19 protein-coding genes are annotated in these 22,188 nt (G+C 42.6%); 7 read left to right on the top strand and 12 right to left on the bottom strand.

The window, feature by feature from the left end; all coding sequences use genetic code 11:
• Window positions 1–5 precede the first annotated feature (5 nt).
• Window positions 6–1,241 (bottom strand): molybdopterin molybdotransferase MoeA, encoded by a 1,236-nt coding sequence (gene moeA, locus AAFX28_RS00080; protein WP_408684523.1) that lies wholly within the window; start codon window positions 1,239–1,241, stop codon window positions 6–8.
• 158 nt (window positions 1,242–1,399) lie between these two features.
• Here moeA and folE point away from each other — a divergent pair, with 158 nt between their 5' ends.
• Together folE and dbpA are read left to right on the top strand one after the other, a co-directional pair.
• On the top strand, window positions 1,400–2,053 hold the full coding sequence (gene folE, locus AAFX28_RS00085) for a GTP cyclohydrolase I FolE (RefSeq protein ID WP_408684524.1): 654 nt from the start codon (window positions 1,400–1,402) through the stop codon (window positions 2,051–2,053).
• Window positions 2,054–2,158: 105 nt separating this feature from the next.
• Complete coding sequence (dbpA, locus tag AAFX28_RS00090) at window positions 2,159–3,535, top strand: ATP-dependent RNA helicase DbpA (protein WP_408684526.1); 1,377 nt, start codon at window positions 2,159–2,161, stop codon at window positions 3,533–3,535.
• 59 nt (window positions 3,536–3,594) lie between these two features.
• On the opposite strand, the gene AAFX28_RS00095 is transcribed toward dbpA, so the two are convergent.
• The 3 genes from AAFX28_RS00095 to AAFX28_RS00105 are packed head-to-tail and all read right to left on the bottom strand — an operon-like array spanning window position 3,595 to window position 7,614.
• Window positions 3,595–5,712: an HD-GYP domain-containing protein gene (locus AAFX28_RS00095; protein WP_408684527.1), complete on the bottom strand. Its 2,118-nt coding sequence runs from the start codon at window positions 5,710–5,712 to the stop codon at window positions 3,595–3,597.
• Entirely contained in the window at window positions 5,712–6,440 is a 729-nt protein-coding gene (locus AAFX28_RS00100; protein ID WP_408684528.1) for a substrate-binding periplasmic protein, read from the bottom strand. The genes AAFX28_RS00095 and AAFX28_RS00100 overlap by 1 nt, the downstream gene beginning before the upstream one ends.
• A complete protein-coding gene (locus AAFX28_RS00105; RefSeq protein WP_408684529.1) occupies window positions 6,433–7,614 on the bottom strand; it encodes a GGDEF domain-containing protein in 1,182 nt (393 codons plus the stop codon). The genes AAFX28_RS00100 and AAFX28_RS00105 overlap by 8 nt, the downstream gene beginning before the upstream one ends.
• A gap of 136 nt (window positions 7,615–7,750) precedes the next feature.
• On the opposite strand from AAFX28_RS00105, the gene AAFX28_RS00110 reads away from it, so the two are divergent.
• Window positions 7,751–8,248: a prepilin-type N-terminal cleavage/methylation domain-containing protein gene (locus tag AAFX28_RS00110; protein ID WP_408684530.1), complete on the top strand. Its 498-nt coding sequence runs from the start codon at window positions 7,751–7,753 to the stop codon at window positions 8,246–8,248.
• Window positions 8,249–8,252: 4 nt separating this feature from the next.
• Here the strand turns inward: AAFX28_RS00110 and AAFX28_RS00115 are convergent, their stop codons facing one another.
• The 3 genes from AAFX28_RS00115 to AAFX28_RS00125 all read right to left on the bottom strand — a co-directional run bounded on the left by AAFX28_RS00115 (window position 8,253) and on the right by AAFX28_RS00125 (window position 10,266).
• Complete coding sequence (locus tag AAFX28_RS00115; RefSeq protein ID WP_408684531.1) at window positions 8,253–8,705, bottom strand: TetR/AcrR family transcriptional regulator; 453 nt, start codon at window positions 8,703–8,705, stop codon at window positions 8,253–8,255.
• Between the two features lie 68 nt (window positions 8,706–8,773).
• Window positions 8,774–9,667: a hypothetical protein gene (locus AAFX28_RS00120; protein WP_408686781.1), complete on the bottom strand. Its 894-nt coding sequence runs from the start codon at window positions 9,665–9,667 to the stop codon at window positions 8,774–8,776.
• Window positions 9,668–9,822: 155 nt separating this feature from the next.
• On the bottom strand, window positions 9,823–10,266 hold the full coding sequence (locus tag AAFX28_RS00125) for an exoribonuclease R (RefSeq protein ID WP_408684533.1): 444 nt from the start codon (window positions 10,264–10,266) through the stop codon (window positions 9,823–9,825).
• A 511-nt stretch (window positions 10,267–10,777) separates the two neighbouring features.
• Between AAFX28_RS00125 and AAFX28_RS00130 the strand changes: the two genes are divergently transcribed.
• The gene (locus AAFX28_RS00130; protein ID WP_408684534.1) at window positions 10,778–11,986 is read left to right on the top strand and encodes a NupC/NupG family nucleoside CNT transporter; all 1,209 of its coding nucleotides are present in this window, start codon (window positions 10,778–10,780) and stop codon (window positions 11,984–11,986) included.
• A 65-nt stretch (window positions 11,987–12,051) separates the two neighbouring features.
• On the opposite strand, the gene AAFX28_RS00135 is transcribed toward AAFX28_RS00130, so the two are convergent.
• Window positions 12,052–12,966 (bottom strand): LysR family transcriptional regulator, encoded by a 915-nt coding sequence (locus tag AAFX28_RS00135; RefSeq protein WP_408684535.1) that lies wholly within the window; start codon window positions 12,964–12,966, stop codon window positions 12,052–12,054.
• 399 nt (window positions 12,967–13,365) lie between these two features.
• Here AAFX28_RS00135 and AAFX28_RS00140 point away from each other — a divergent pair, with 399 nt between their 5' ends.
• On the top strand, window positions 13,366–14,178 hold the full coding sequence (locus AAFX28_RS00140; protein ID WP_408684537.1) for a helix-turn-helix domain-containing protein: 813 nt from the start codon (window positions 13,366–13,368) through the stop codon (window positions 14,176–14,178).
• On the opposite strand, the gene AAFX28_RS00145 is transcribed toward AAFX28_RS00140, so the two are convergent.
• On the bottom strand, window positions 14,165–15,739 hold the full coding sequence (locus tag AAFX28_RS00145) for a hypothetical protein (RefSeq protein WP_408684538.1): 1,575 nt from the start codon (window positions 15,737–15,739) through the stop codon (window positions 14,165–14,167). The genes AAFX28_RS00140 and AAFX28_RS00145 overlap by 14 nt on opposite strands.
• Window positions 15,736–16,470 (bottom strand): EAL domain-containing protein, encoded by a 735-nt coding sequence (locus AAFX28_RS00150; protein ID WP_408684540.1) that lies wholly within the window; start codon window positions 16,468–16,470, stop codon window positions 15,736–15,738. The genes AAFX28_RS00145 and AAFX28_RS00150 overlap by 4 nt, the downstream gene beginning before the upstream one ends.
• Before the next feature lie 316 nt (window positions 16,471–16,786).
• On the opposite strand from AAFX28_RS00150, the gene AAFX28_RS00155 reads away from it, so the two are divergent.
• Complete coding sequence (locus tag AAFX28_RS00155) at window positions 16,787–17,980, top strand: glycine C-acetyltransferase (RefSeq protein ID WP_408684542.1); 1,194 nt, start codon at window positions 16,787–16,789, stop codon at window positions 17,978–17,980.
• A gap of 82 nt (window positions 17,981–18,062) precedes the next feature.
• Window positions 18,063–19,094, top strand: a complete 1,032-nt coding sequence (tdh, locus tag AAFX28_RS00160) for an L-threonine 3-dehydrogenase (RefSeq protein WP_004411885.1) — start codon at window positions 18,063–18,065, stop codon at window positions 19,092–19,094.
• Between the two features lie 98 nt (window positions 19,095–19,192).
• On the opposite strand, the gene msrB is transcribed toward tdh, so the two are convergent.
• On the bottom strand, window positions 19,193–20,329 hold the full coding sequence (msrB, locus tag AAFX28_RS00165) for a peptide-methionine (R)-S-oxide reductase MsrB (protein ID WP_408684544.1): 1,137 nt from the start codon (window positions 20,327–20,329) through the stop codon (window positions 19,193–19,195).
• 151 nt (window positions 20,330–20,480) lie between these two features.
• A complete protein-coding gene (locus AAFX28_RS00170) occupies window positions 20,481–21,683 on the bottom strand; it encodes an aromatic amino acid transport family protein (protein WP_408684546.1) in 1,203 nt (400 codons plus the stop codon).
• Window positions 21,684–22,188 lie beyond the last annotated feature (505 nt).

Consider the following 22,188-nt stretch of genomic DNA (forward strand, 5'->3'; position numbering starts at 1 on the left):
TGCTCCTAGTATAACGTTGAGTTAAACAGCTGTATGTTGACGGTTTCGCCAGCTTCAACACGACCACGTTCGCGCTCGAGTACTACGAAACAGTTAGCAAGGCTCATAGAACGGAATGCACCGGAGCTTTGATTGCCTGTGGTTTCAACGACGAACTTGCCATCTTCGATAGAGTAAATGCCACGTTGGTAATCAGTACGACCAGGCGCTTTTTTAAATGCACTCTTTGTTGTCGCTGGAATAGATTCAGGTGCTTTCCATTCACTGTGCCCAGCAAGCTTTGCCAATAGTGGCTGCACAAGCACATACATAGTTAATACAGCAGAAACAGGATTACCCGGAAGGCCACAGAACCATGCAGTGGATAGCTTACCAAAAGCAAATGGTTTGCCTGGTTTTATTGCTAGTTTCCAAAAACCAATTTGACCGAGCTCTTCTAGAATGTCTTTAGTATAGTCAGCCTCACCAACGCTTACTCCGCCAGAAGTTACGACGACATCTGCGAGTGTTTGAGCTTTTTCAAAAGTGGCTTTAAGTGTAGCTGGACAATCAGGAATAATGCCTAGGTCGATCGCTTCACAGCCAAAGTTTTCGATAAGTGGCTTAATGCCGTAACGGTTGCTGTCGTAGATTTGACCTTCAGCTAGCGTCTCACCTAATGGTTTAAGCTCATCGCCGGTAGAGAAGAAAGCAACACGTGGCTTACGAACTACAGTGACATGACTAATGCCAAGAGTGGCGATCATTGGAATGTCGCGTGATGTAAGGCGAGCACCTTTAGCTAAAACTGTTGCACCTTGAGTAATGTCGTCCCCCATAGGGCGGATATTATTTTGAGGTTTAACGTCAGTTTGGTTGAACTGGATGCCTGAATCCGTCACTTCGGTGTTCTCTTGCATGATAACCGCATCACAGCCTTCAGGGATTTTTGCACCCGTCATAATTCGGATACAAGTACCTTGCGGCCATTCTCCAATAAAAGGCTGCCCAGCAAAAGACTTACCCGCTAGTGGCATGACGTTGTTATTTTCTAAATCGGCTAAGCGCAGTGCGTATCCATCCATTGCTGAGTTATCAAAAGGAGGAACGAAAATAGGGGAAAGTATGTCTTCAGCTAATACAAAGCCGATAGCATCAGCAAGGGGGAGTTGTAAGGTCGCTTGGATAGGTTTAATTGGCGACAGCATTTTTTCCATCGCATCTTCGATTGGCATCAAGCCAGGAGCGTCACAGCAGCCCATATCAAAATCCTAGTCTTTTATTATTGTCAGATAATCCGATCACTTTACCACAGAAAGCCTTGTGCAATAATGACCTTCGATAAAATATGGGTGTAATTATTCAAAAATCCGAGTATCCTTGTCTGCCATCCGAAAGGGGTAAAGTAAGAGGAAGTGGTATGTCAGGTCTTAGCGAATCAGCCAAGTTAGTAAAAGATGCGCTAGAACGTCGAGGATTAGAGACGCCAATGGTGCCTAATCAGTTCAGTCGAGAAGAGAAAAAAGAAAAGATTCAACACCATATGCGTGAGATCCTTTCTCTACTAGAACTTGATCTTACTGATGATAGCCTTGAAGAAACACCTCATCGTATCGCTAAGATGTACGTTGATGAAATATTCTCAGGCTTAGATTACTCTAACTTCCCGAAAATCACGGTTATCGAAAATAAGATGAACGTGAGCGAGATGGTCCGAGTTAAGGATATTACAGTGACCAGCACATGTGAGCACCATTTGGTGACGATCGACGGTCGCGCAGCAGTGGCTTATATTCCACGTGGTAAAATCATCGGACTTTCTAAGATTAATCGCATTGTTCGATTCTTTGCTCAGCGACCGCAAGTACAAGAGCGCATGACGCAGCAAATCCTAGTTGCTCTGCAAACACTGCTTGAGTCAGACGATGTCGCCGTAACGATTGACGCAACACACTACTGCGTGAAATCACGTGGTGTTATGGATGCAACCAGTGAGACAACAACGACAGCGCTTGGTGGTATCTTTAAATCGAATCCAGCAACACGCCACGAATTCCTACATGGTATTCGATAGGATTTGCTAGCGATTCTACCGATTTTTAAACCGCTTCCCTAATGAAGCGGTTTTTGTTTTTAGCGAGTCGAATTTTCGGCTTACTGATCCTTAAAGGATAAAATTGTGACTACTTCATTTAAAACACTGAATCTAAGACCAGAACTGACAGAAACACTGGATAGCCTTGGCTACACAGAAATGACGCCTATTCAGCAGCAAGCATTACCAATGGTATTGGCAGGCAAAGATGTGATTGGCCAAGGTAAAACAGGTTCAGGTAAAACGGCAACGTTCTCATTAGGTTTATTGAGCAACCTTAACGTGAAGCGTTTTCGAGTACAGACCTTAGTTCTTTGTCCAACACGTGAGCTAGCAGATCAAGTAGCGAAAGAGATCCGCACGCTTGCACGTGGTATTCACAACATTAAAGTGCTAACGCTATGTGGCGGTATGCCAATGGGTCCTCAGATTGGTTCTCTTGAACATGGTGCTCATATTTTGGTTGGTACACCAGGCCGTATTCTTGACCATATGTCAAAAGGCCGAATCAACCTCGATGAACTAAACACGCTAGTGCTTGATGAAGCTGACCGAATGTTAGATATGGGCTTTGAAGACGCAATTGATACGATTATCGAAGCGGCTCCAAGCAAGCGTCAAACGTTACTATTTAGTGCAACCTTCCCAGACAATATCGATTCTCTGGCGGCTAAGGTAATGATCAATCCAGAGATGGTGAAGGTTGAGTCAACACACCAAAAGAGCACTATCGAGCAGCGTTTCTTCAAGCTTAATACAACTGAAGAACGTGATGATGCTCTAGAAGCGTTGTTACTTACGCACAAACCAGAGTCTTCAGTGGTTTTCTGTAACACCAAGAAAGAAGTACAAAACGTAACAGATGAGCTAAGCCACCGTGGTTTTAGTGTCGTTGAACTACACGGCGACATGGAGCAGCGTGAACGCGAACAAGCGCTAACAATGTTTGCTAACAAGAGTATCTCTATTCTTGTGGCGACTGACGTTGCCGCGCGTGGTCTAGATGTTGATAACCTAGATGCAGTATTCAACTTTGAGTTATCGCGTGACCCAGAAGTACATGTTCACCGTATTGGTCGTACTGGTCGTGCAGGTTCGAAAGGTGTCGCATTTAGTTTCTACAGCGAGAAAGAAGAGTACCGTGTTGCGCGTATTGACGAATACATGGATATCGCAATCAATGCATCAGAGCTACCAGAAAAGCCTGTTGAACGCGCTTTCTATCCAAAAATGCAGACGATTCAAATTCTTGGCGGTAAGAAGCAAAAGGTTCGCGCTGGCGATATCTTAGGTGCATTAACCAAACAAGCAGGATTAGACGGTAAGAAAATCGGTAAGATCAATATTCTAGCCATGGTTTCGTACGTAGCGGTTGAACATGACATTGTTAAGCCAGCACTAAAACAGTTACAAACGGGCAAAATGAAAGGGCGCAACTTCAAAGCGCGAGTGATGAAGTAACCTTTTTATAAGAACGACAAACCCCAGCAGAGAAATCTACTGGGGTTTATTTTTAATCATTAGCTGCCATCGGTCGGCTCGTCTGAGAACTTAACCATAACTAGCTTAAACTCAGTAAGAGAATCGACAAAAGTTCGGATCAGATCGGGGTCAAAATGTATTTCGGACTGGCCGACTATGTGAGATACAGCTTGATCAAATGGCCAAGCTTTTTTGTAAGGGCGTTCGCTGGTCAAAGCATCAAAAACATCAGCGATAGCAACAATTCTAGCCGAAAAAGGAATATCGGTACTCTTTAAGCCGAAAGGATAGCCTGAACCATCCCATTTTTCATGGTGAAAGAGGGCAATTTCTTTTGCAACGCTAAGCAGTTCTGAACCTTCAGTATTACCAAGAATCTCTGCGCCGAAACAAGGGTGTTGTTGCATCACTTTCCATTCATCTGCATCAAGCTTGCCTGGCTTTTTGAGGATCGCATCTGGGACGCCTATTTTGCCAATATCATGCATAGGTGCAGCGGTTCCAATCAACTCAACCCAGCTATCTGGCTGCCCAGAGTTGCGCGCTAATATTTCGGTATAACGACTCATTCTGACGATGTGAAGGGCAGTTTCATTGTCTTTGAACTCCGCTGCATGACCAAGTTTAGATATGATCTCCTTCCTTGAAGTTTTTAATGAAGCATTAGATAGATTACCGGCGTAAAGCGTAAACAGCAGCGAAGGTACAGTAAATATAAGCATCGCAATTACAATGCTGAGTAAGCCAGTTCTAAAACGATAGTAGTCTTCGAGTAACTCAGTTTTACTCACTTTAGCCACCAACACTGCATCGACCGATGGCTCAACAAACAACACGGCATAAATCTTGTCACCTCGATCGTCATATAACTCTAGTAGCTCGGACGAAGTGGGGGAACTAGATTTACGAATATGGGTTGATAAGGTATCTAGGTCTCGGGCATCCAACTTTGGATGCTTGGGTAAATGTTGTTTCTGACTTATTCGAATACCTTCACTTGTAAAGACGCTGATTTCACCCGTTAAACCGAAATGAAAACGTGATAGGTCATCTAACTCAGATTTATCGAGCTCCATCTCTATCAACGCGATTGCAACAATTTGATCTAAAGCGTTGTCATGAATGGGTGTCGCAAAAATCAATTTGGTAGCTTGTTTCGATACTACCGGAATGAGTTGTGATTGACCATTTAACGCTCTATTTAAGAGCTCTGGATAGACTTTAAACAACTCTTCAATATCGATTGGCTGACCATGTTGATAAAGGAATTGGCCTTTCGGTGAAATGATTGTTTTTGATGGACTGTAACCGAGTTCACGGTAGCGAAACCAAAGGTTGGTCATTTTGTCGCTATAGCTTTGTATTTGATCATCATTAGCGTCTTCTATTGCTGAGAGTAATTTAAAAAGGCAACGTTGGAACTCGTTCTTTGCAAAGATGTGTGCAAACGTAGCACTACGAATCTCACTGACATTTCTCAAAGTCGAACTATATGATGTGACGTACTGTAGTAGGGTGTCACGACCGGAATCTAAGATGGATTGTTTATTGTATGCAAGTAACATATACGTCGCGCTGAAGGTCAACGTTACGAAGATAACGAGCCCACAGATGACGAACTGGGCAAAGCGTTTGGTACCAAAAGCTAAATGGCCAAGGTGGCCTTGTGACGTTGTCACTATGCGATAAATGCCAACCAATAAAACTACGAAGATGATAAACAAAACGCTAATAACCCAGTAATTAAGTGAATCTCGGGGAGCATTTGTAATAACGTTTTGCGAGGTATAAACAGTGAGAGTCCCTATAGGTTTATCGTCGTAGTTAACGGCTGAAGAGAAACGAGCTGCTTGAGGTGCGTCTATTCGATCTACGTTCACGACGTGGTTCTGTTTGTTCCGCCCAAGCAAGGCCAATGGTCGTTTTAGTGCGGAGTCTTCGACTTTGATGAATAGTATCTCTGGGTGGACCTTCATTTTCGCCGTGAGAATCTGACGGATTTGCTTAGTGTCTAGGTTATAAACAGAGGTACTCACCAACATAGCAATCTCTTTGGTGAGTTCATTGGTATGGTTAGCGTTTTCCTCTGCATAGAGCGAACCACTAAAGAGGGCTGATAATACTAACCAAGTAAACACGCGAAGCTTGAATGGCATTATTCGCCCCCAGTATAAAAGTAAATGAGATCTTCGAGTCGGCCCGATGCATGGAGCTTTTCGATGGCTCGATTGAGAGAAGGCAAGGTGTGTTGTTGGCTCTTCACAAGGCGAATTCTTAGAAGATAATGAATAATGGGTTTTGTATGTACTAGGACTCGCCCTCGGTAATCACTTTTTAACACGTACAAGGGGATTTGAGCCCAAGAACAGCGCTTACGTTTTAATAGTTCTAGAATTTGTGGCTCACTATATAACTCTATTGTGGGGTGTTTCTGAGGATCTGCTGGAGGGTTGAATCCAATCACACTGCAAGAGTCAGTTGCCATAATTTCTTCGACAGTAGCGTCTTTTGAGAAAACATCGCGGTTATATACGATGACTTCTTCTGATTTAAACAGCACATCTGTATAGACACTGTTATTAATTTCTTTTGGGTGTTGGCGCCAATCCATATCAATGCCCGGTTCGACATCGATTAAACCGCCTTTCATGTATTCCCTCAGTCGTTTTTGAGGTAGGCGCTGGTAATGAAACTCAATGCCACTTTCCACACTGACAAAATTGAGAATATCTATGTATAAGCCTGTGAGATTACCGTTGGTAGCGTCAGCATAGAAATAAGGGTAGCGGTCGTGGTCGATTAACCCGACTTCTAACGTTTGTGCGTTAAGGGGAAAAGTATAGGCCGCTACTGAAATAAATAGGTAAGTTAGTATCTTATTCATAGAACGTAAAAGGTGTCTTAAAACAAATTTGGCAATCTTTTTGGCATGCTATTGCGCGATTCCTGCCCGTTGCTTTCGCTCGGTACATGGCTTTGTCCGCACGCTCATATAAAGAATGAAAGTCATCATTTTCTTCTAAGTTAGCGACACCAATACTTACAGTGACAAAATGGGTGATTTGAGAGTCGGGGTGTGGAATCGCTTCAACTTCTAGCGCGTAAAGAATGCGATTGGCAATTGTCATCCCGTTGGCGCTAGATGTTGCAGGCATGATAAGAGCGAATTCTTCGCCGCCGATACGAGCTACGGTGTCTGATGCACGCTGACAATGCTGTTTTAGAATCTGTGATACCTTTTCTAAACATATGTCGCCTTTAGGGTGTCCTAACGCATCGTTGTACTGTTTGAAGAAATCGATATCAATAATTGCGATAGATAGTTCTGTCGATGTGCGGTTAGCGATTTCGATCGCGCGTACTAGATCATGATTGAAGCCTCTTCTGTTCTTCGTTTTGGTAAGAGCGTCGTGGCTTGAGTCGATTTTTAAGCGGTGGATTGTTTTAAGTTTTTCGATGAATATTAGTTCAGAGGTGCGAAAGTAACGTCTGACTGTTGCTTGAAATACGATTAATAGTAAAGGGAATTTCGCAAAACTTACGACAATATCTATGTTACGAATGTTCGGCTCTAAACTCGTCAAAACCACATAAAAACAAACCGTTGGTAAGATGCCAATAAAAAGCACCGCGCGACTAGCATGCCAACTCATTAATAGAACTAGAAACGCGATTAACAGTAACTTCTGTGCGTGGTCAGGAGCCTGATAGGCGTCATAGATGACAAATGCGGTGTGGTTAAAGCTCAACGTAATAAGAACTGCAGGCAACAACCAATAGCTTTTGTTCGATGGTGATGTGTAACTGTAACCAAAAGCATATACCGATGTAGTGATAAGTGAGAGGCCTATCGCCCAATGTTGCACGTTGTTGGTTTCGGTTGAGCCTTCTAACAAATAATAAGAGATGGTTACGTAAAAAAGTGCCGCGGCACCCAAAGCCCACGCGAATCCATGCATTAATAACTCGACTTTAATTTGATCAGATATGGCATCAGCACTGATATCTTGCTGGTCATAATTGGTCATGGATTTCTTACTCTGATGGATGAATTTCATAAAGCTACTTAAAGGGCATTGCACTTTAAATGGCTGAGAGTGTAATCTATCAGCCTTGAAAATACCAAGTACTTTATAAATTAATTAATCTCATGGATGGCTTTGAGCAAAATGGAGCAAACATTGAGGAGTTACTGTGAATCAAAAAGGGTTTACTCTTATCGAGCTAACGCTTGTTGTGGTTGTATTGGCGATCCTTGCGGTTACAGTAGCGCCGCGTTTTTTGGACTTATCTAGCGATGCTAGGAATGCCGCTTTACGTGGGTTAGAAGCATCAGTTGTATCTGCACTAGACATTAGCCACACTAAATTGGCTATTGAAAACCTAGAGTCTGAACCGACAGTGTGGTCTTTTTCTCACCCTGAAATTCAGCAGTGGTGCGACCTATGTTTGTTTAGCTATGGCTATCCTGCCAATATGCCAACAACGTTTAGATATTTGATGGACGGTGTGGGGATCGGAGATGACTTCGTGATAGCGGGCAACCGAAATGGTGTTGCTCATCACTTATTTTTCACATTCTCAGACTACGTAGATGAAGCGAATTTTATCACTCGCGACAATTGTTATATCGAATATACACCGCCAACAATCAACGAAGAATTCGTACTTGAGTTTGAGCCTTGTACTTAACCCATTAATCCTGAGCCATGTATTGAGGTAGATTTACCACTGCATATCCAATGGCGCGATAGATAGTTGTTTCTATCATTTGTTTATCTTCTCCTTGTATGAGCGCCATTAATCCAGTAAATCCCTTGTCTGGTGGAATGATCGGTCCTAGAACGCTAATAGAAGAGCGGAATTCAGTTGAGCTATGTAAGGCTTTTACCCAGGAGTGATAAAACGCATCGCAAGAACTAAAGTCGAGTGTTTGATAAAGGATCTTTGTCAAAATAGGCTCGAGTTCACGTGCGATATCGTCTTTTTTGGCAAAGTGGGTATTAATACCTGAGCGAGACATGGGTATAGCTTTAGCGATGTTACCCAATGTGACTTTATCGAAGCCTTGTTCCAGTGTAATTGACAACGCGGTATCGATGATTTTCTGACGAGTTAGAGCTGCTTCTTGAGCGGTCGCTTTAGCCATATTGACGTGTGGTCGATTGTTTTCTTTAAGTGGTTACTAGTATAAGCACTATTGTTCTTACGCCAAGACTAAATATTGTGAAAAAGGATTTCTAACCTTAACGTTGTCTTAAACTCTCCCTCACGGGCAGTGTCAGCTTCTCGAGACCAATTGTATTCAGGTGTAATCTCGTAGAAAAACCAAGGTCTAAAGATGTTCTGCCTATGAGTTATCGAGGTGTGGGTATTGGTAATATAGTGAAATGGCCGATTCGTTCCTGTAGTGCTTAGGCGGTAGTTAAGAGCTTGCTTATCCGAAACATGCTGGTAAAGGGTGAATCCCGTACCGAGGTCCCAACCTTTGACATCATCTTCATAGACCGCAAAGCTAGTCCAACGCAACAAGAATTCAGGGTTAAACGAGTAGTCTAGATCCAGCTCAGTCGATTCACCAGTTAGCCGCTTTTTTTGATAAACCTTCTGAGTTGCACGAACCACAACATCTTCGGAAACAGGGTAGGTATAACGAAATCGTGCTTCAGCGCCAGGGTGAGCGGTCAGTTTAAAGTTAAAGCTCGTCCTTTCATTGTTTAACCAATCATACTTAAGCGCGAAGATATTCTCTGCGTCTTCTCCGTTGTGGGGAAATAGATTCAATAAATCGTCTTCGTCTTCTGATTCGATAACCAATTGGAAACGTTTCGTCACTTTGGGTAAATAAAAGCGAGCTTTCAGACGCGTTCGGTATTGATAACCTTCGCCTTCGACATAGGAAAAGTCGTTACGCCATCGAACAATACTGCCTGCATTTGCATCTTCGTCAATTCGTTCATCGACGAAAAAATTATCGAACCATATTGCAGGCTGACAGAAACGGCTATTCACATAGCTAAACGCTGAGTCGAGGATTTGAGCACTATCAGGCTGACTATGACAAGATGAATAGTCTATATCTTCTTCTGCCAATGCAGTACTGCTCAGCATAACAAAAGGGATAGTTAATAAACGCAACGTAAATACAACTAAAGATGACTTAAATTATAAGTATGAGGAAGAGAGATTACTCTGGTCAATGGTTTTATTTAACTAGACGATGAAAGTCAAAAGGCCAATCGCAATATGATTGGCCTTGAGAATCTTTAAGACTGAGCGATTTGCGCATATTGACGCAGTAGGTCGGTTAAAGTTGTTACCCATTCAAGCGCATTCTGTGGGCTTTGCTTTAGAATTACCTCTACATGATTACAATGAGTTTCTAACGGAATTGCGCGTTCCAGGTGGAAAGAAACTGTGTAGAAGTGCCAAAGTAGCAAACGTTGCATGCGAACTATGTTTTGTTCTTTATTTTCTGACTCACTAAATAACGCAGGTAGTTCGCTTAGAGCAATCGCATTCATTCGTAGCATCGCATCAAATTGAGCTTCTTGTAGCTTTTCTTCGTTTTCAGTTTCGCTTTGTTCGAACGTGAACAGTTCAGTCATAGAGTCTTCAGGGACAAGTCGATGAACCATACGAAGACTTAGCTCTTCTAACTCATCTCGAGACATAATTGAAAGAGATTGATAGGTGTAATCGCGTTGCATTGGCTTTCTCTGAAATGGTAAGTAGGGCAGGTATTCTAACGACTCGACAGCAGATTACTAGTTGATAAGTTTTACATCGAGATAAAAAAGTCCCCGTACAAGGACGGGGAAAGTTTATTGTTGTGCTTGCTAGGTTAGCCTTGACGTTGCTAGTGAACTAAATTTTGCCAAAAATCTTATTCTATAAAACTAGAGCCTATTGACGGGTTTGCTAATAAATTAGTCAATTTATTCACGCAAGAAATGAAAAATGTGATGTCGATTCAGAGTTTTTACTGGCTTAAGTACACGTTGAACCGTTAATTAAGCGTTGTAGATTTAGGCATATCGTTTGAAACGTGAACGCTTGAACGTTTGCGTGAAAATATGTGATGAATCTCTCATTTGTGGCGCTATACTTTCCGCCCGGTTGAGAGTAATCGCTCTACCAATACAAGCCGTCACACGGAATGGTGAATGACCCCAGGGACAGGACCAGCTATTTATTCAATGCTTGTAGAGGTAATTCAAAATGAATGTGTTATTTGGCTTAATCGGTGTAGCTACGTTGCTTTTATGCGCAGTACTACTGTCAGAAAGTCGCAAATCAATTAACTGGAAAACGGTCTCACGTGCGCTGATGCTTCAAGTAGGTTTTGCAGCGTTAGTGCTTTATTTTCCTTTGGGACAAGCGGCGTTGACATCATTAAGCGGTGGTGTTTCTAGCCTGTTGGGTTTTGCCGACGAAGGCATCAAGTTCCTATTTGGTGACTTAGCTAGTACTGGTTTCATTTTTGCGGTTCGCGTTCTTCCTATCATCATTTTCTTTAGTGCTCTTATCTCAGCGCTTTACTATCTAGGCATTATGCAGAAAGTCATCGAATTCATCGGTGGCGGAATTCAGAAATTCCTTGGTACCAGTAAAGCAGAGTCACTTGTTGCTACCGGCAATATTTTCCTTTCTCAAGGTGAGTCTCCACTTCTTGTTCGTCCCTTCCTTTCTCGAATGACTCGCTCTGAACTGTTCGCTGTAATGGCTGGTGGTATGGCCTCAGTAGCGGGTAGTGTGCTTGGTGGTTACGCAGGACTTGGTGTTGAACTGAAGTATCTTATCGCTGCAAGTTTCATGGCAGCGCCGGGTAGTTTGATGATGGCTAAAATCATCGTTCCTGAGCGTGGCACACCCGTCGATCAATCAGACATTGAAATGGATCAAGCTCAAGAGAGTAACGTTATTGATGCCCTTGCAAGTGGTGCGATGAACGGTATGAAGGTCGCAGTTGCAGTTGGTACTATGTTAATTGCGTTTGTGAGTGTTATCGCAATGGTAAACACGGGCCTTGAGAGCTTAGGTGAAGTAGCGGGCTTTAGCGGTATTACACTGCAAGCGTTGTTTGGCTACCTTTTCTCACCTTTGGCTTGGGTAATAGGCGTTCCTTCTAATGAAGTATTAATGGCTGGTTCGTACATTGGTCAAAAGGTTGTAATGAACGAATTTGTGGCATTTATTGACTTTGTTGAACATAAGGCGATGCTATCGGAACACTCTCAAGTAATCATTACTTTCGCATTGTGTGGTTTCGCAAACATTGGCTCGATTGCTATTCAACTTGGCTCTATCGGTGTGATTGCTCCGGAACGTCGCTCTGAAGTGGCAAATCTAGGTATCAAAGCTGTCTTAGCAGGTACGTTAGCTAACCTAATGAGTGCGTGTCTAGCGGGTATCTTTATCCTGCTTTAATCGACAACCTAACGTCAAAATATAAAGCCCAGAGTGAATGCTCTGGGCTTTTTTGCTTTTGAATGTTATTGGCTACGAAGCTGTTCGGAAATGTAGTCAATGAAGCCACGCAGTCTTGCTGGCATGTACTTTGTTTGCGGGTACTGCATAGCAATTGCACCGTGGTAATTACTCTTGATTGTCCAATCTGGTAATACCGCAACAACTTGTTTTTGAGTGATTGCATCTGCGATAACAAAGTCGTGGAATATTCCGATGCCCAGTGCATTTTTTACACCAGTCAAACGCATTTGGGAATGGTTGACTGCATAACGACCGGACACGGGTACAGTATGATACTCATCGTCTTTAAAGAAATCCCAAATGTGGTCTTTATCATTTTCAGCCAAGTACAAACAATCGTGTTGCTCGAGTTCATTCGGGTGCGATGGCATTCCTCTCTGAGCAATATAATCAGGGCTGGCGCACAGAACGAGATTAGTCTTACTCACTTCTTTTAATACAAGGTTCTCGTCTGGTTTGTCGGTTAATTTAAATGCGACGTCGATGCCATCACGGATCAGGTCGATCTCTCCGTCGGCGACACGCAACTTGAGTTGAATGTCAGGGTACTTTTGCAAAAAGGGGACGACATGAGGCTGTAGTACAGAGTTCAAGAATGCTTCAGGGGCAGCAACTGTCAGTGCGCCAGACATCTCTTCGTGTGCCGAGGTAGAGAGTTCAACGGCTTGTTTGGCGGCGTTTAGCATCACCATAGCTTGATCGTATACCTGTTGCCCGGCGCGAGTAATGATCAATTTACGCGTAGTTCTTTCGAATAGCTTTACTGACAGAGAGGATTCAAGCCGAGTTACCAGCTTACTCAATGCGGAAGGTGTTACATGCAATTGCTTGGCTGCTGCAGTGAAGCTACCTTCATCGACAATAAGAATGAAGCTAGCGAGGTCGGGTAGTAGAGCAATGAGCTTAGTGTTTTTCATGGTCTGATATTATGTGAAATATTTGTTAATAATGTTATGTTGGGATAAAGATCTCATTTTATGGTTGTGGTGTACTGTATCTTGAATGAGTCGAATCAAGAACGGAGATAAACTATGCAACAAGCCAACGTTCTACTTGATCTGTGGTCAATGCTTGAAAATATCATGTTTGCAGCCTTGGGTGTGTTTCTTTTCTCGTTACTTACTCTAGCTTTAGACAGAAACCCTTAGTTTAAAGCGAAAAGAGCTGCGTGCTCATATGGTCATTTATATCACTTAAAAGTTTAAATTTGAAAACGATATATGTAGTTGAGCCAAAACTTCACATGACTAGACTTATCGCCCTCATTGCATATGAGTTATGTTCTACAATTATAAAAAAATCCAGGTAAGTCGCCGATGAATAAAGAAAAATTTGCTCAAGAACTGAAACGATTAAGAGAGCAAAGTGAGATGTCACAGGAGGAGCTAGCGGATATCCTTTCATGTTCACACAGAGCGTTTAAAGGAACGAATCAAGTGATGCTTAGCCAGTGGGAACGGGGAAAAACGGTTCCAAGTTTTGTGAGACGTTTGGGTATCGCAAACTACTTTAAGGTCGATTACGACTTCTCTGTCGAGGAAATGACCCAAGTAAAAGCCGCGACCAAATTGATGGACCACCCGATCAATAGTGACTTAGCTTACGATTATGAGATAACGGAAGTTAAACGTTTTGATCTTTCTGAATTACCTGAAAAAAAGCTTAAATCTATCGATAAACTGCACGCCAAGTTATATGGCAAAGGTTTCTTAGATGCGCTCAAGTTTTTAAATGTCGACACCAGTAAGGTAGAAGTTTTATGTTTCATGTCTGAAGGCTTGATGATCGGGCATACAATATATGAACGCGAGACTTACTTGTTGCTTAGTATTGGTGCGTTAAGCGTTACGCTGAGAAGAGAAATATTCGATTACTTAAGCAATCTGCTCGGTGACATACAATGTACGTTTCCTGTCATGGATCCAGCAATGGGGCAGTTTTTATATGATTTGTATCTTGAGCCGTGTTGTAACCAGGCGGGTTTGATGTTCTTCCGTTCGAGCATACGTGAAGTTGTGGAGAATCCTTTCTCTCAGACTATACAGACTCGTCATGATATCTATTTTAAGTACATCCGCTATTACGATTTGAAGTTGAAGAAAAAGAGCGTCGATTTCACCTTAATGTAAGACGAATTTGGCGATAATTTGATTTCAATTTTTCAAGGCTAACGTAGTCTTTTAAATGCGTGTACAACTCTTTCAAATAGACGATACTAATTGCGACACACTTGTAGACTAAATTAACACGTTCAACCTCTTTGCCTGTTAGCGCCGCAACCGCTTTATCTATGACGCTTTCATGATGAACTCGACTCAGAGGAACTTCTTTCGTTTTTACAACGAGACTGGCCAAATCGAGCTGTGAGCCAGGCAGATCTTGCTTGAGTTTGGCTTCGCTCTTATTGACGAAATTCAAGGTGATTTTTCTAATAATAATAGCGAAGCTATCGTTGTTTAGAACGCGATTGAGTACTTTACCGGTTTCAATGACCTTTTCGTCTAGCCCAAATTGAAAGCATAGGGTTACATATAACAGCAACAAAAAGTTATCTTGTGACTCCCATACTTCCTTTCTAATTTTTTCTAATCGCTGCTGTGTTTTAAATAACTGCTTTAAATGATGCTTGTTAACAAGGTAAAGAATCTTTTCATAAGTCGCTTGCTGCTTAGTAGGGGTTGTGGACTCTATATCTTCAGTAGACTCGTCGAAATACCTTGCTTTATTTACTGCATCGTCAATAGAGAGTAGCCCTTGTAACAAAACCACGCATCTCGAATCTAGTAGAGGGTTATTTTTGTTACTTCTCACAAAACCAGAAAGCAGTTGTATCGTCTGATGATAGTTGAACTGAAGCAGAGGTAGCAGGCACCCTTTGATCTTCTGTTCGTGGTCGTCATCTTTTTTATTGTATTTTGCTGCGAGTTCATCAATGCGATCAATAGAGATATCCATCTCAGTCATTATGGTTGAGACTTTTTGATGGGTTAGAGCATCGGGGTATTCAGAGATCAGATCACCAACCTTTTGGCCCGAACCTACCAAACTTAAGTATTCAACCAAATTAACGACTGCCCATTCGCTATTCTTATTCAATTCGGCCTGACAAATCACAATTGCCTCTTCATAGCGTTTCAGCTTGGCAAGTGCCATCGATTTGATGCGTTGTATCGCATGATGAAACTGCGGGTAGCGCAGAGAGTAATCATCAGCGAGCTTTAGTACCAATCCATAATCACATTGATAATACGCGCTGCGCAAAGGCTTAAGTGCGATCGCTCTATTGAATATTTGACTAAACTGAGTAAAAAAATAGTTTTTATTGAATGGCTTAGCGATAAAACCGTCAGGCATGAACTGATCAATGTTTCTGATCGTTTGCCTGTCTAGTGAATTGTCAGTCACTATTAATGCTGTGAGATTACCTCTAGTACCGGCATTCTCGATATGATTGAAAAAATGTTTCGCATTGGGTTTGTTTTTAAACGAGTAAGAACAAATTATGATGTCGAATCTTAAGGCGCTTTCGATACGATCCTTTAAATACCAAGTGGCTAATTTGGTATCGTAGGCGTGTTGAATGTTACGCTCGTCAAACTTCAGCTTTGTTAGTAAACCGCGAATGCTTTGAATAAATAGCGTGCTGTCATCAATGATAAGCACGCGTAATTGATTTAATTGGTTCTTCATAGCGACGCTGCTTGCAGTTCTTGAACGCTAACCGGTCTTGAATAATAAAAACCTTGGTAAGAGTCAAAACCTAGGTTTCTAACGAAAATGCGAGTTTCTGCATCTTCTACGCCTTCAGCTACGGTTTTAATACCCATTTCTTTACAGTACTTAACAATACTTTTGATAAGTAATGAGGCACGCTTGTTGGTAGCATCAATCAGTGATTTGTCGAATTTGAGTTCGTCGATAGGAAGGCTCATCACCTTATTGATGTTTGAGTATCCTGAGCCAAAGTCATCAATCGAGATTTGCACACCCACAGCTTTATATTGATCTATATGCTGAGACAGTTTGAGAGACAGCTCGTCGCTCTCACTCAACTCCAAGATTAAACGCTTAGCTGGGAATGAGTACTGTTCTAGAAGTAACTTGATTCGCGATAGGTTGCTACCATTAACAATGACATTATGAGTAATGTTGATCGCGAGATTTAGCGGACGTCTCAATCCTTGTATCTCTTGTAGAGAACGCTCCAAAACAATGAAGAAAATCTGTTCTTCATAGCCGATCTGAATAGCCCTTTCGATAAATAGAGCAGGGGCGACAATACCCTCACCAGGAATATCTAAGCGAAAAAGCGCCTCGACTCCAGTTACTTTTTCAAAGCTAGGTTCAACTTTTGGCTGGTAATGGCAGGTGTACCAACCATTGTCGATTGCATTCTTGATAATCTCATCGGAAAGGAACATAACGTCTTCTACTCAAACTCAAAAAGGTTGAGCATTGTGCTGATACCTCGAATATCCCTCCATATCGTTTAGCGAAGAAATATTTCACAATGATATTAACGGATTTAGTCACTCGATGTGACTTAGGTCATTAAATGTCCTTATTTGTGCCTCGGGTTCATTAATGTTTTTCCAGCTGGTGGGATAATGGAAATGACGTGCTTGAATTACACTTAAGGTATCAAATTTTGGATGTCAGAGATGTGTTTAAGCACAGGTCTGAAATCAGTAAGCAAGTAATCGTATTTGCCAAATAATAACTAGGAAGGAATTTGAAATGTCTTCTGCATTCTACAATCAGATCCAGCAGCAAATTGAAGAAGTAAAGTCTGAAGGTCTTTACAAGTCAGAGCGCGTAATCACTTCTCAGCAGCAAGCGGCTGTTAAGATCTCTACAGGCGAAGAAGTATTAAACTTCTGTGCAAACAATTACCTTGGTCTAGCGAATCACCCTGAACTTATTGAAGCGGGTAAAGCAGGTATGGACCAACACGGTTTTGGTATGGCGTCTGTGCGCTTCATTTGTGGTACTCAAGATATCCATAAAGAGCTAGAAGACAAGCTTTCAACATTTCTAGGTAAAGAAGACACTATTCTTTACACGTCTTGTTTCGATGCAAACGCAGGTCTATTCGAAACTATTCTAGGCAAAGAAGATGCGATCATCTCTGATGCGCTAAACCACGCTTCAATCATTGATGGTGTTCGTCTTTGTAAAGCGATGCGCTTCCGTTACGCAAATAACAACATGGAAGAGCTAGAGCAGCAACTTATCGCAGCAAAAGAAGCAGGCGCTCGCCATATTCTTATCGTAACTGACGGTGTGTTCTCAATGGACGGTGTGGTTGCAAACCTTCCAGCGATCTGTGACCTAGCAGATAAGTACGGCGCACTGACAATGGTTGATGACTCGCACGCTGTTGGTTTTATGGGTAAAACTGGCGCGGGTACGCACGAGTTCCACAACGTTGTAGACCGTATCGACATCATCACTGGTACGCTAGGTAAAGCAATGGGCGGCGCTTCAGGCGGTTACACGTCTGGTAAGAAAGAAGTGATCGATTGGCTACGTCAGCGTTCTCGTCCATACCTATTCTCTAACTCAGTTGCTCCAGCGATCGTTAACGCGTCTATCCGTGTTCTTGATCTTCTAAAAGAGAGTGGTGAGCTTCGTGACCGTCTATGGGAAAACGCAGCACACTTTCGCGCTCGTATGGAAGACGCAGGCTTCACAATGGGTGGTGCTGACCACGCTATCATCCCAATCATGCTTGGTGATGCAAAAGTAGCAGCAGAATTTGCTGAGCGTGCTCTTGAGAAAGGCATCTACGTTGTAGGCTTCTCATTCCCAGTAGTACCAAAGGGCCAAGCGCGTATTCGTACTCAGATGTCAGCAGCGCACTCTCGTGAGCAGCTAGACCGTGCAATCGACGCGTTCATCGCAGTTGGTAAAGACATGGGCATCATCTAATTCTCGATCTCATCGACATTAGATAAAACGTATTTTTGATTCTCGCCCTAATTAAGTGGGGCGAGATGAACTAGGTAACATTATGAAAATCAAAGCACTTTCAAAGCTAAAGCCTGAAGAAGGCATCTGGATGACTGAGGTTGAGAAACCTGAAGTTGGCCATAACGATCTTCTTATCAAGATCAAGAAAACCGCTATCTGTGGTACAGACGTACACATCTACAACTGGGACGAATGGTCACAAAAGACAATTCCAGTACCTATGGTTGTAGGTCACGAGTACGTAGGTGAAGTTGTTGGCATGGGCCAAGAAGTTCGCGGCTTTGAGATTGGCGATCGCGTATCTGGCGAAGGTCACATCACTTGTGGTCACTGTCGTAACTGTCGTGGCGGACGTACTCACCTTTGTCGCAACACAACAGGTGTTGGCGTAAACCGCACTGGTGCGTTCTCTGAGTACCTAGTAATTCCAGCATTCAACGCATTTAAGATTCCAGCGGAGATCTCTGACGATCTAGCATCAATCTTTGACCCGTTCGGTAACGCTGTACACACAGCACTATCTTTCGACCTAGTAGGTGAAGACGTACTTATCACAGGTGCTGGTCCTATCGGTATCATGGCAGCTGCTGTTGCTAAACACGTTGGTGCACGCCACGTAGTGATCACAGACGTGAACGAATACCGCCTAGATCTAGCTAAGAAGATGGGCGTTACACGTGCAGTAAACGTTATGGAAGAGAAGCTAGAAGACGTAATGTCTGAGCTAGGCATGACTGAAGGCTTCGATGTAGGTCTAGAAATGTCAGGTGTACCATCAGCGTTCAATAGCATGCTGACCAACATGAACCATGGCGGTAAGATCTCTCTACTCGGTATTCCACCATCAGACATGGCAGTAGATTGGAACCAGGTAATCTTCAAAGGCTTGGTTATCAAAGGCATCTACGGCCGTGAAATGTTCGAAACGTGGTACAAGATGGCTTCATTGATTCAATCGGGCCTAGATCTAACACCAATCATCACGCACCACTACAAAGTGGACGACTTCCAAGCGGGCTTCGATATGATGCGCTCTGGTATGTCTGGTAAAGTTATTCTTGATTGGGAATAGGGTAACTAGCTAGTAAAGCAGCCTAACGCTTTCGGATAATAGAATAAGGGCAACCTCATTATGAGGTTGCCCTTTCTTTTTATCGACATTTGGATGGATCAACTGTCGAATAGGTATAGATACTCGCCATAGCCTTGTTTTTCTAGCTCTTCAACAGGGATAAATCGCATCGCAGCTGAGTTCATACAGTAGCGTAGGCCAGTTGGCGCTGGGCCATCTTTAAATACGTGCCCTAGGTGAGAATCGGCAAATCGGCTTCTAACTTCGGTACGTGGGTAAAGTAGATGGTAATCAGTTTTGGTGACAATGTAACCTTCATTAATTGGCTTAGTGAAACTTGGCCAACCTGTACCAGACTTGTACTTATCGGTTGAAGAAAACAAAGGCTCACCAGTTACGATATCAACGTAAATACCTTCTTCTTTATTATCCCAATATTCATTGTTAAACGCGCGTTCAGTACCTTCTTCCTGAGTTACATAGTATTGAAGGTCGGTTAATTTAGCTTTGATCTGCTTATCAGACGGTTTATCGTAAGCCTTGATATTTGAAAGCGCTTTTTTCTCATCAATTAGCTGGCGAAGAGTGACAGGGTTTTCTTCACGATCATCACCAAATATCTCATCTAAGTATTGGTCACGGCCTGAGGCATAGCGGTAATAGTTATAGCGAACTTTATTACGTTTGTAGTAATCCTGATGGTAACCTTCTGCAACCCAGAACTTATCGAATTTAATCAGTTCCGTTTTCAATGGCTTCTTGTAAATGCCTAGGTCATCAATCTCAGCAATAAAGTTTTCAGCAATCTGCTTCTGCTCATCCGTATGGTAGAAAATAGCAGGGCGGTAGTGACGGCCACGGTCAACGAAAGAACCTTGATCGTCCGTTGGGTCGATATGGCGGAAGAACTGATCAAGGACCTGTTCATAACTAACAGCCTTCGGGTCGTATTTCACTTCGATCACTTCTATATGACCAGTTTTGCCAGATGACACTTGCTTATAGGTTGGATTTTCAACATTACCACCTGAGTAACCCGATACTACGTCAAGCACACCATGAAACTTTTCTAAATCTGATTCCGTACACCAGAAGCAACCACCAGCAAGTGTTGCAACTTCATATCCATTTGAAGCCGTAGGTTTAGTCATGTTGCTATCTGCGTTACCAACAAAAGAGGCAAGTGCAGCTACTGCAGCGATAGCGGTGAAGGCAAACTTAAACTTCGTTTTCATATCAACCTCATCGATTGTTTGTCTTTGTTAAATAATAAGAACGCGGTATCGATAGAAAAATTGCAGGTCACATAAAAAATTTATGTTTGTTAGCCAAGAAAGGACCAAAAACGGCGCCAAAAGGCGCCGAAATATTCACTGAAGGGACATGTTAGCCTAACGCAGGCAGTACACCCATCGTAATTAGCAATTGCGCGGCAACAATTACTAGACCAACCAGGCTACTAGCCATTAAACCCAAATTGCCACCAAGTACTTGGTAATGGTCACTTTGGGCCTGCATACGAGCTTGTTTTACCATCAGAATCGGAAGGAAAATTGCCAGCACTACCAATGCAATAGCAGCGTAACCGAGTGCCATTATAAAGCCTTGAGGGTAGAACAGTGCAAAACCCATTGGTGGTACAAACGTGATCAAACCAACCATGACACGTAAATGACTTGTGCCTTGTTTCTTAAGGCTATCACCCAAGAACTCAAACAAACCTAAGCTCACGCCCAAGAAAGAAGTAAGTAGAGCAAGGTCAGCAAATACCCCGATAGTTTGGCCGAGGTTCGATTTATGGACGGTGGTTGCAAGCGTTGAAATAAGAGCGCTAAGGCCTTGGTTATCCAATAATGTTGCTTGATTGACGACGCCTAGAGTTACTAACTGCCAGAATACGTAAATAACTAAAGGAATAGCAGAGCCGATTAAAATCGCTTTACGTAACGACGGCGTGTGACCATCTAGGTAATTTACGATCGCCGGAATACTTCCATGAAATCCGAATGAAGTGAAGATGGCGGGAATTGCTGCAATAACCAGTCCTTGCTCAACCGGCATACTTAGTAGGTAAGACTCAGTCACGTTGGGCGCCAAAAAGGTTAGTACCAAAGCCATCGCAACGATTTTAACTAAAAATAGGACTCGGTTTATTTTATCTACAGTTGATGTGCCTACAGTGACCACAGCTGCGACGATTAGTGTAAATAATAGGGTAGACGTCGTATTTGACACTTCAATACCGGTAAAACCAGAGATTCGATCCGCAAACTGCGAACCACCGCCGGCAATATACGCTGCACATAGGGCGTAAAACAGAAACATCATAGCGAAGCTAGCTACCCACTTACCTTTAGTGCCTAAAAACTTACTAGCAAGTGTATGCAGTGTTGCGTCTTGATCGGCATGTTGGTGAATTTCGACCATCAATAAAGCGGTGTAAGCCATTAAAGCCCACAGTGCAACCATAATGATCAGTGATGTTGTGAACCCAATACCGGCTGAAGCGAGTGGTAGCGCTAGCATGCCTGCACCAATAGTGGTACCAGCAATGATCAAAGTACTACCCAATAACTTTGATTTATTCATTGTACAAATTTCTTTACGATAATTGTTGTTATTAGGTGATTTCATTTGGTTTGTGAGCCATTTATGGATGAAATCACTACGTATGCAGGCATTATTTAGCATGGAGTGTATAAATTCAAGCTAAATGTACGCATATTTTACCATTGGTGTAATTGTTTGTTTACAGATGAGGGCTATTGTCTTACGTAAACGTTTACTTGAGAGGTGATTCAAATCACGATGAGTTTTTACTTTCTCCTTTCAAAAAACTGTCATATAAGTGGTTTAAAAAGGAGCACAAGTACCGCATATTAAGGCTAAGACCTAAGCGGTCTTGAATTAACGTTTAGTAAGGAGGTCAGCATGAGTGACCAAACAGTAAACGAAGAATGCCTCGAGTTACTCGACGCGATGGAAATTGGCTTTGAGCTTTCAGATTACGAGCAGTCAATTGAAGAACTCGCAGAAGAGATCTTTAAATAATATTCTTCGACTACAAACACCACGGTTTAGTGGTAAACAGAAT

The organism is Vibrio sp. TBV020, from assembly GCF_046056895.1.
In the GTDB taxonomy this organism is placed as follows: domain Bacteria; phylum Pseudomonadota; class Gammaproteobacteria; order Enterobacterales; family Vibrionaceae; genus Vibrio.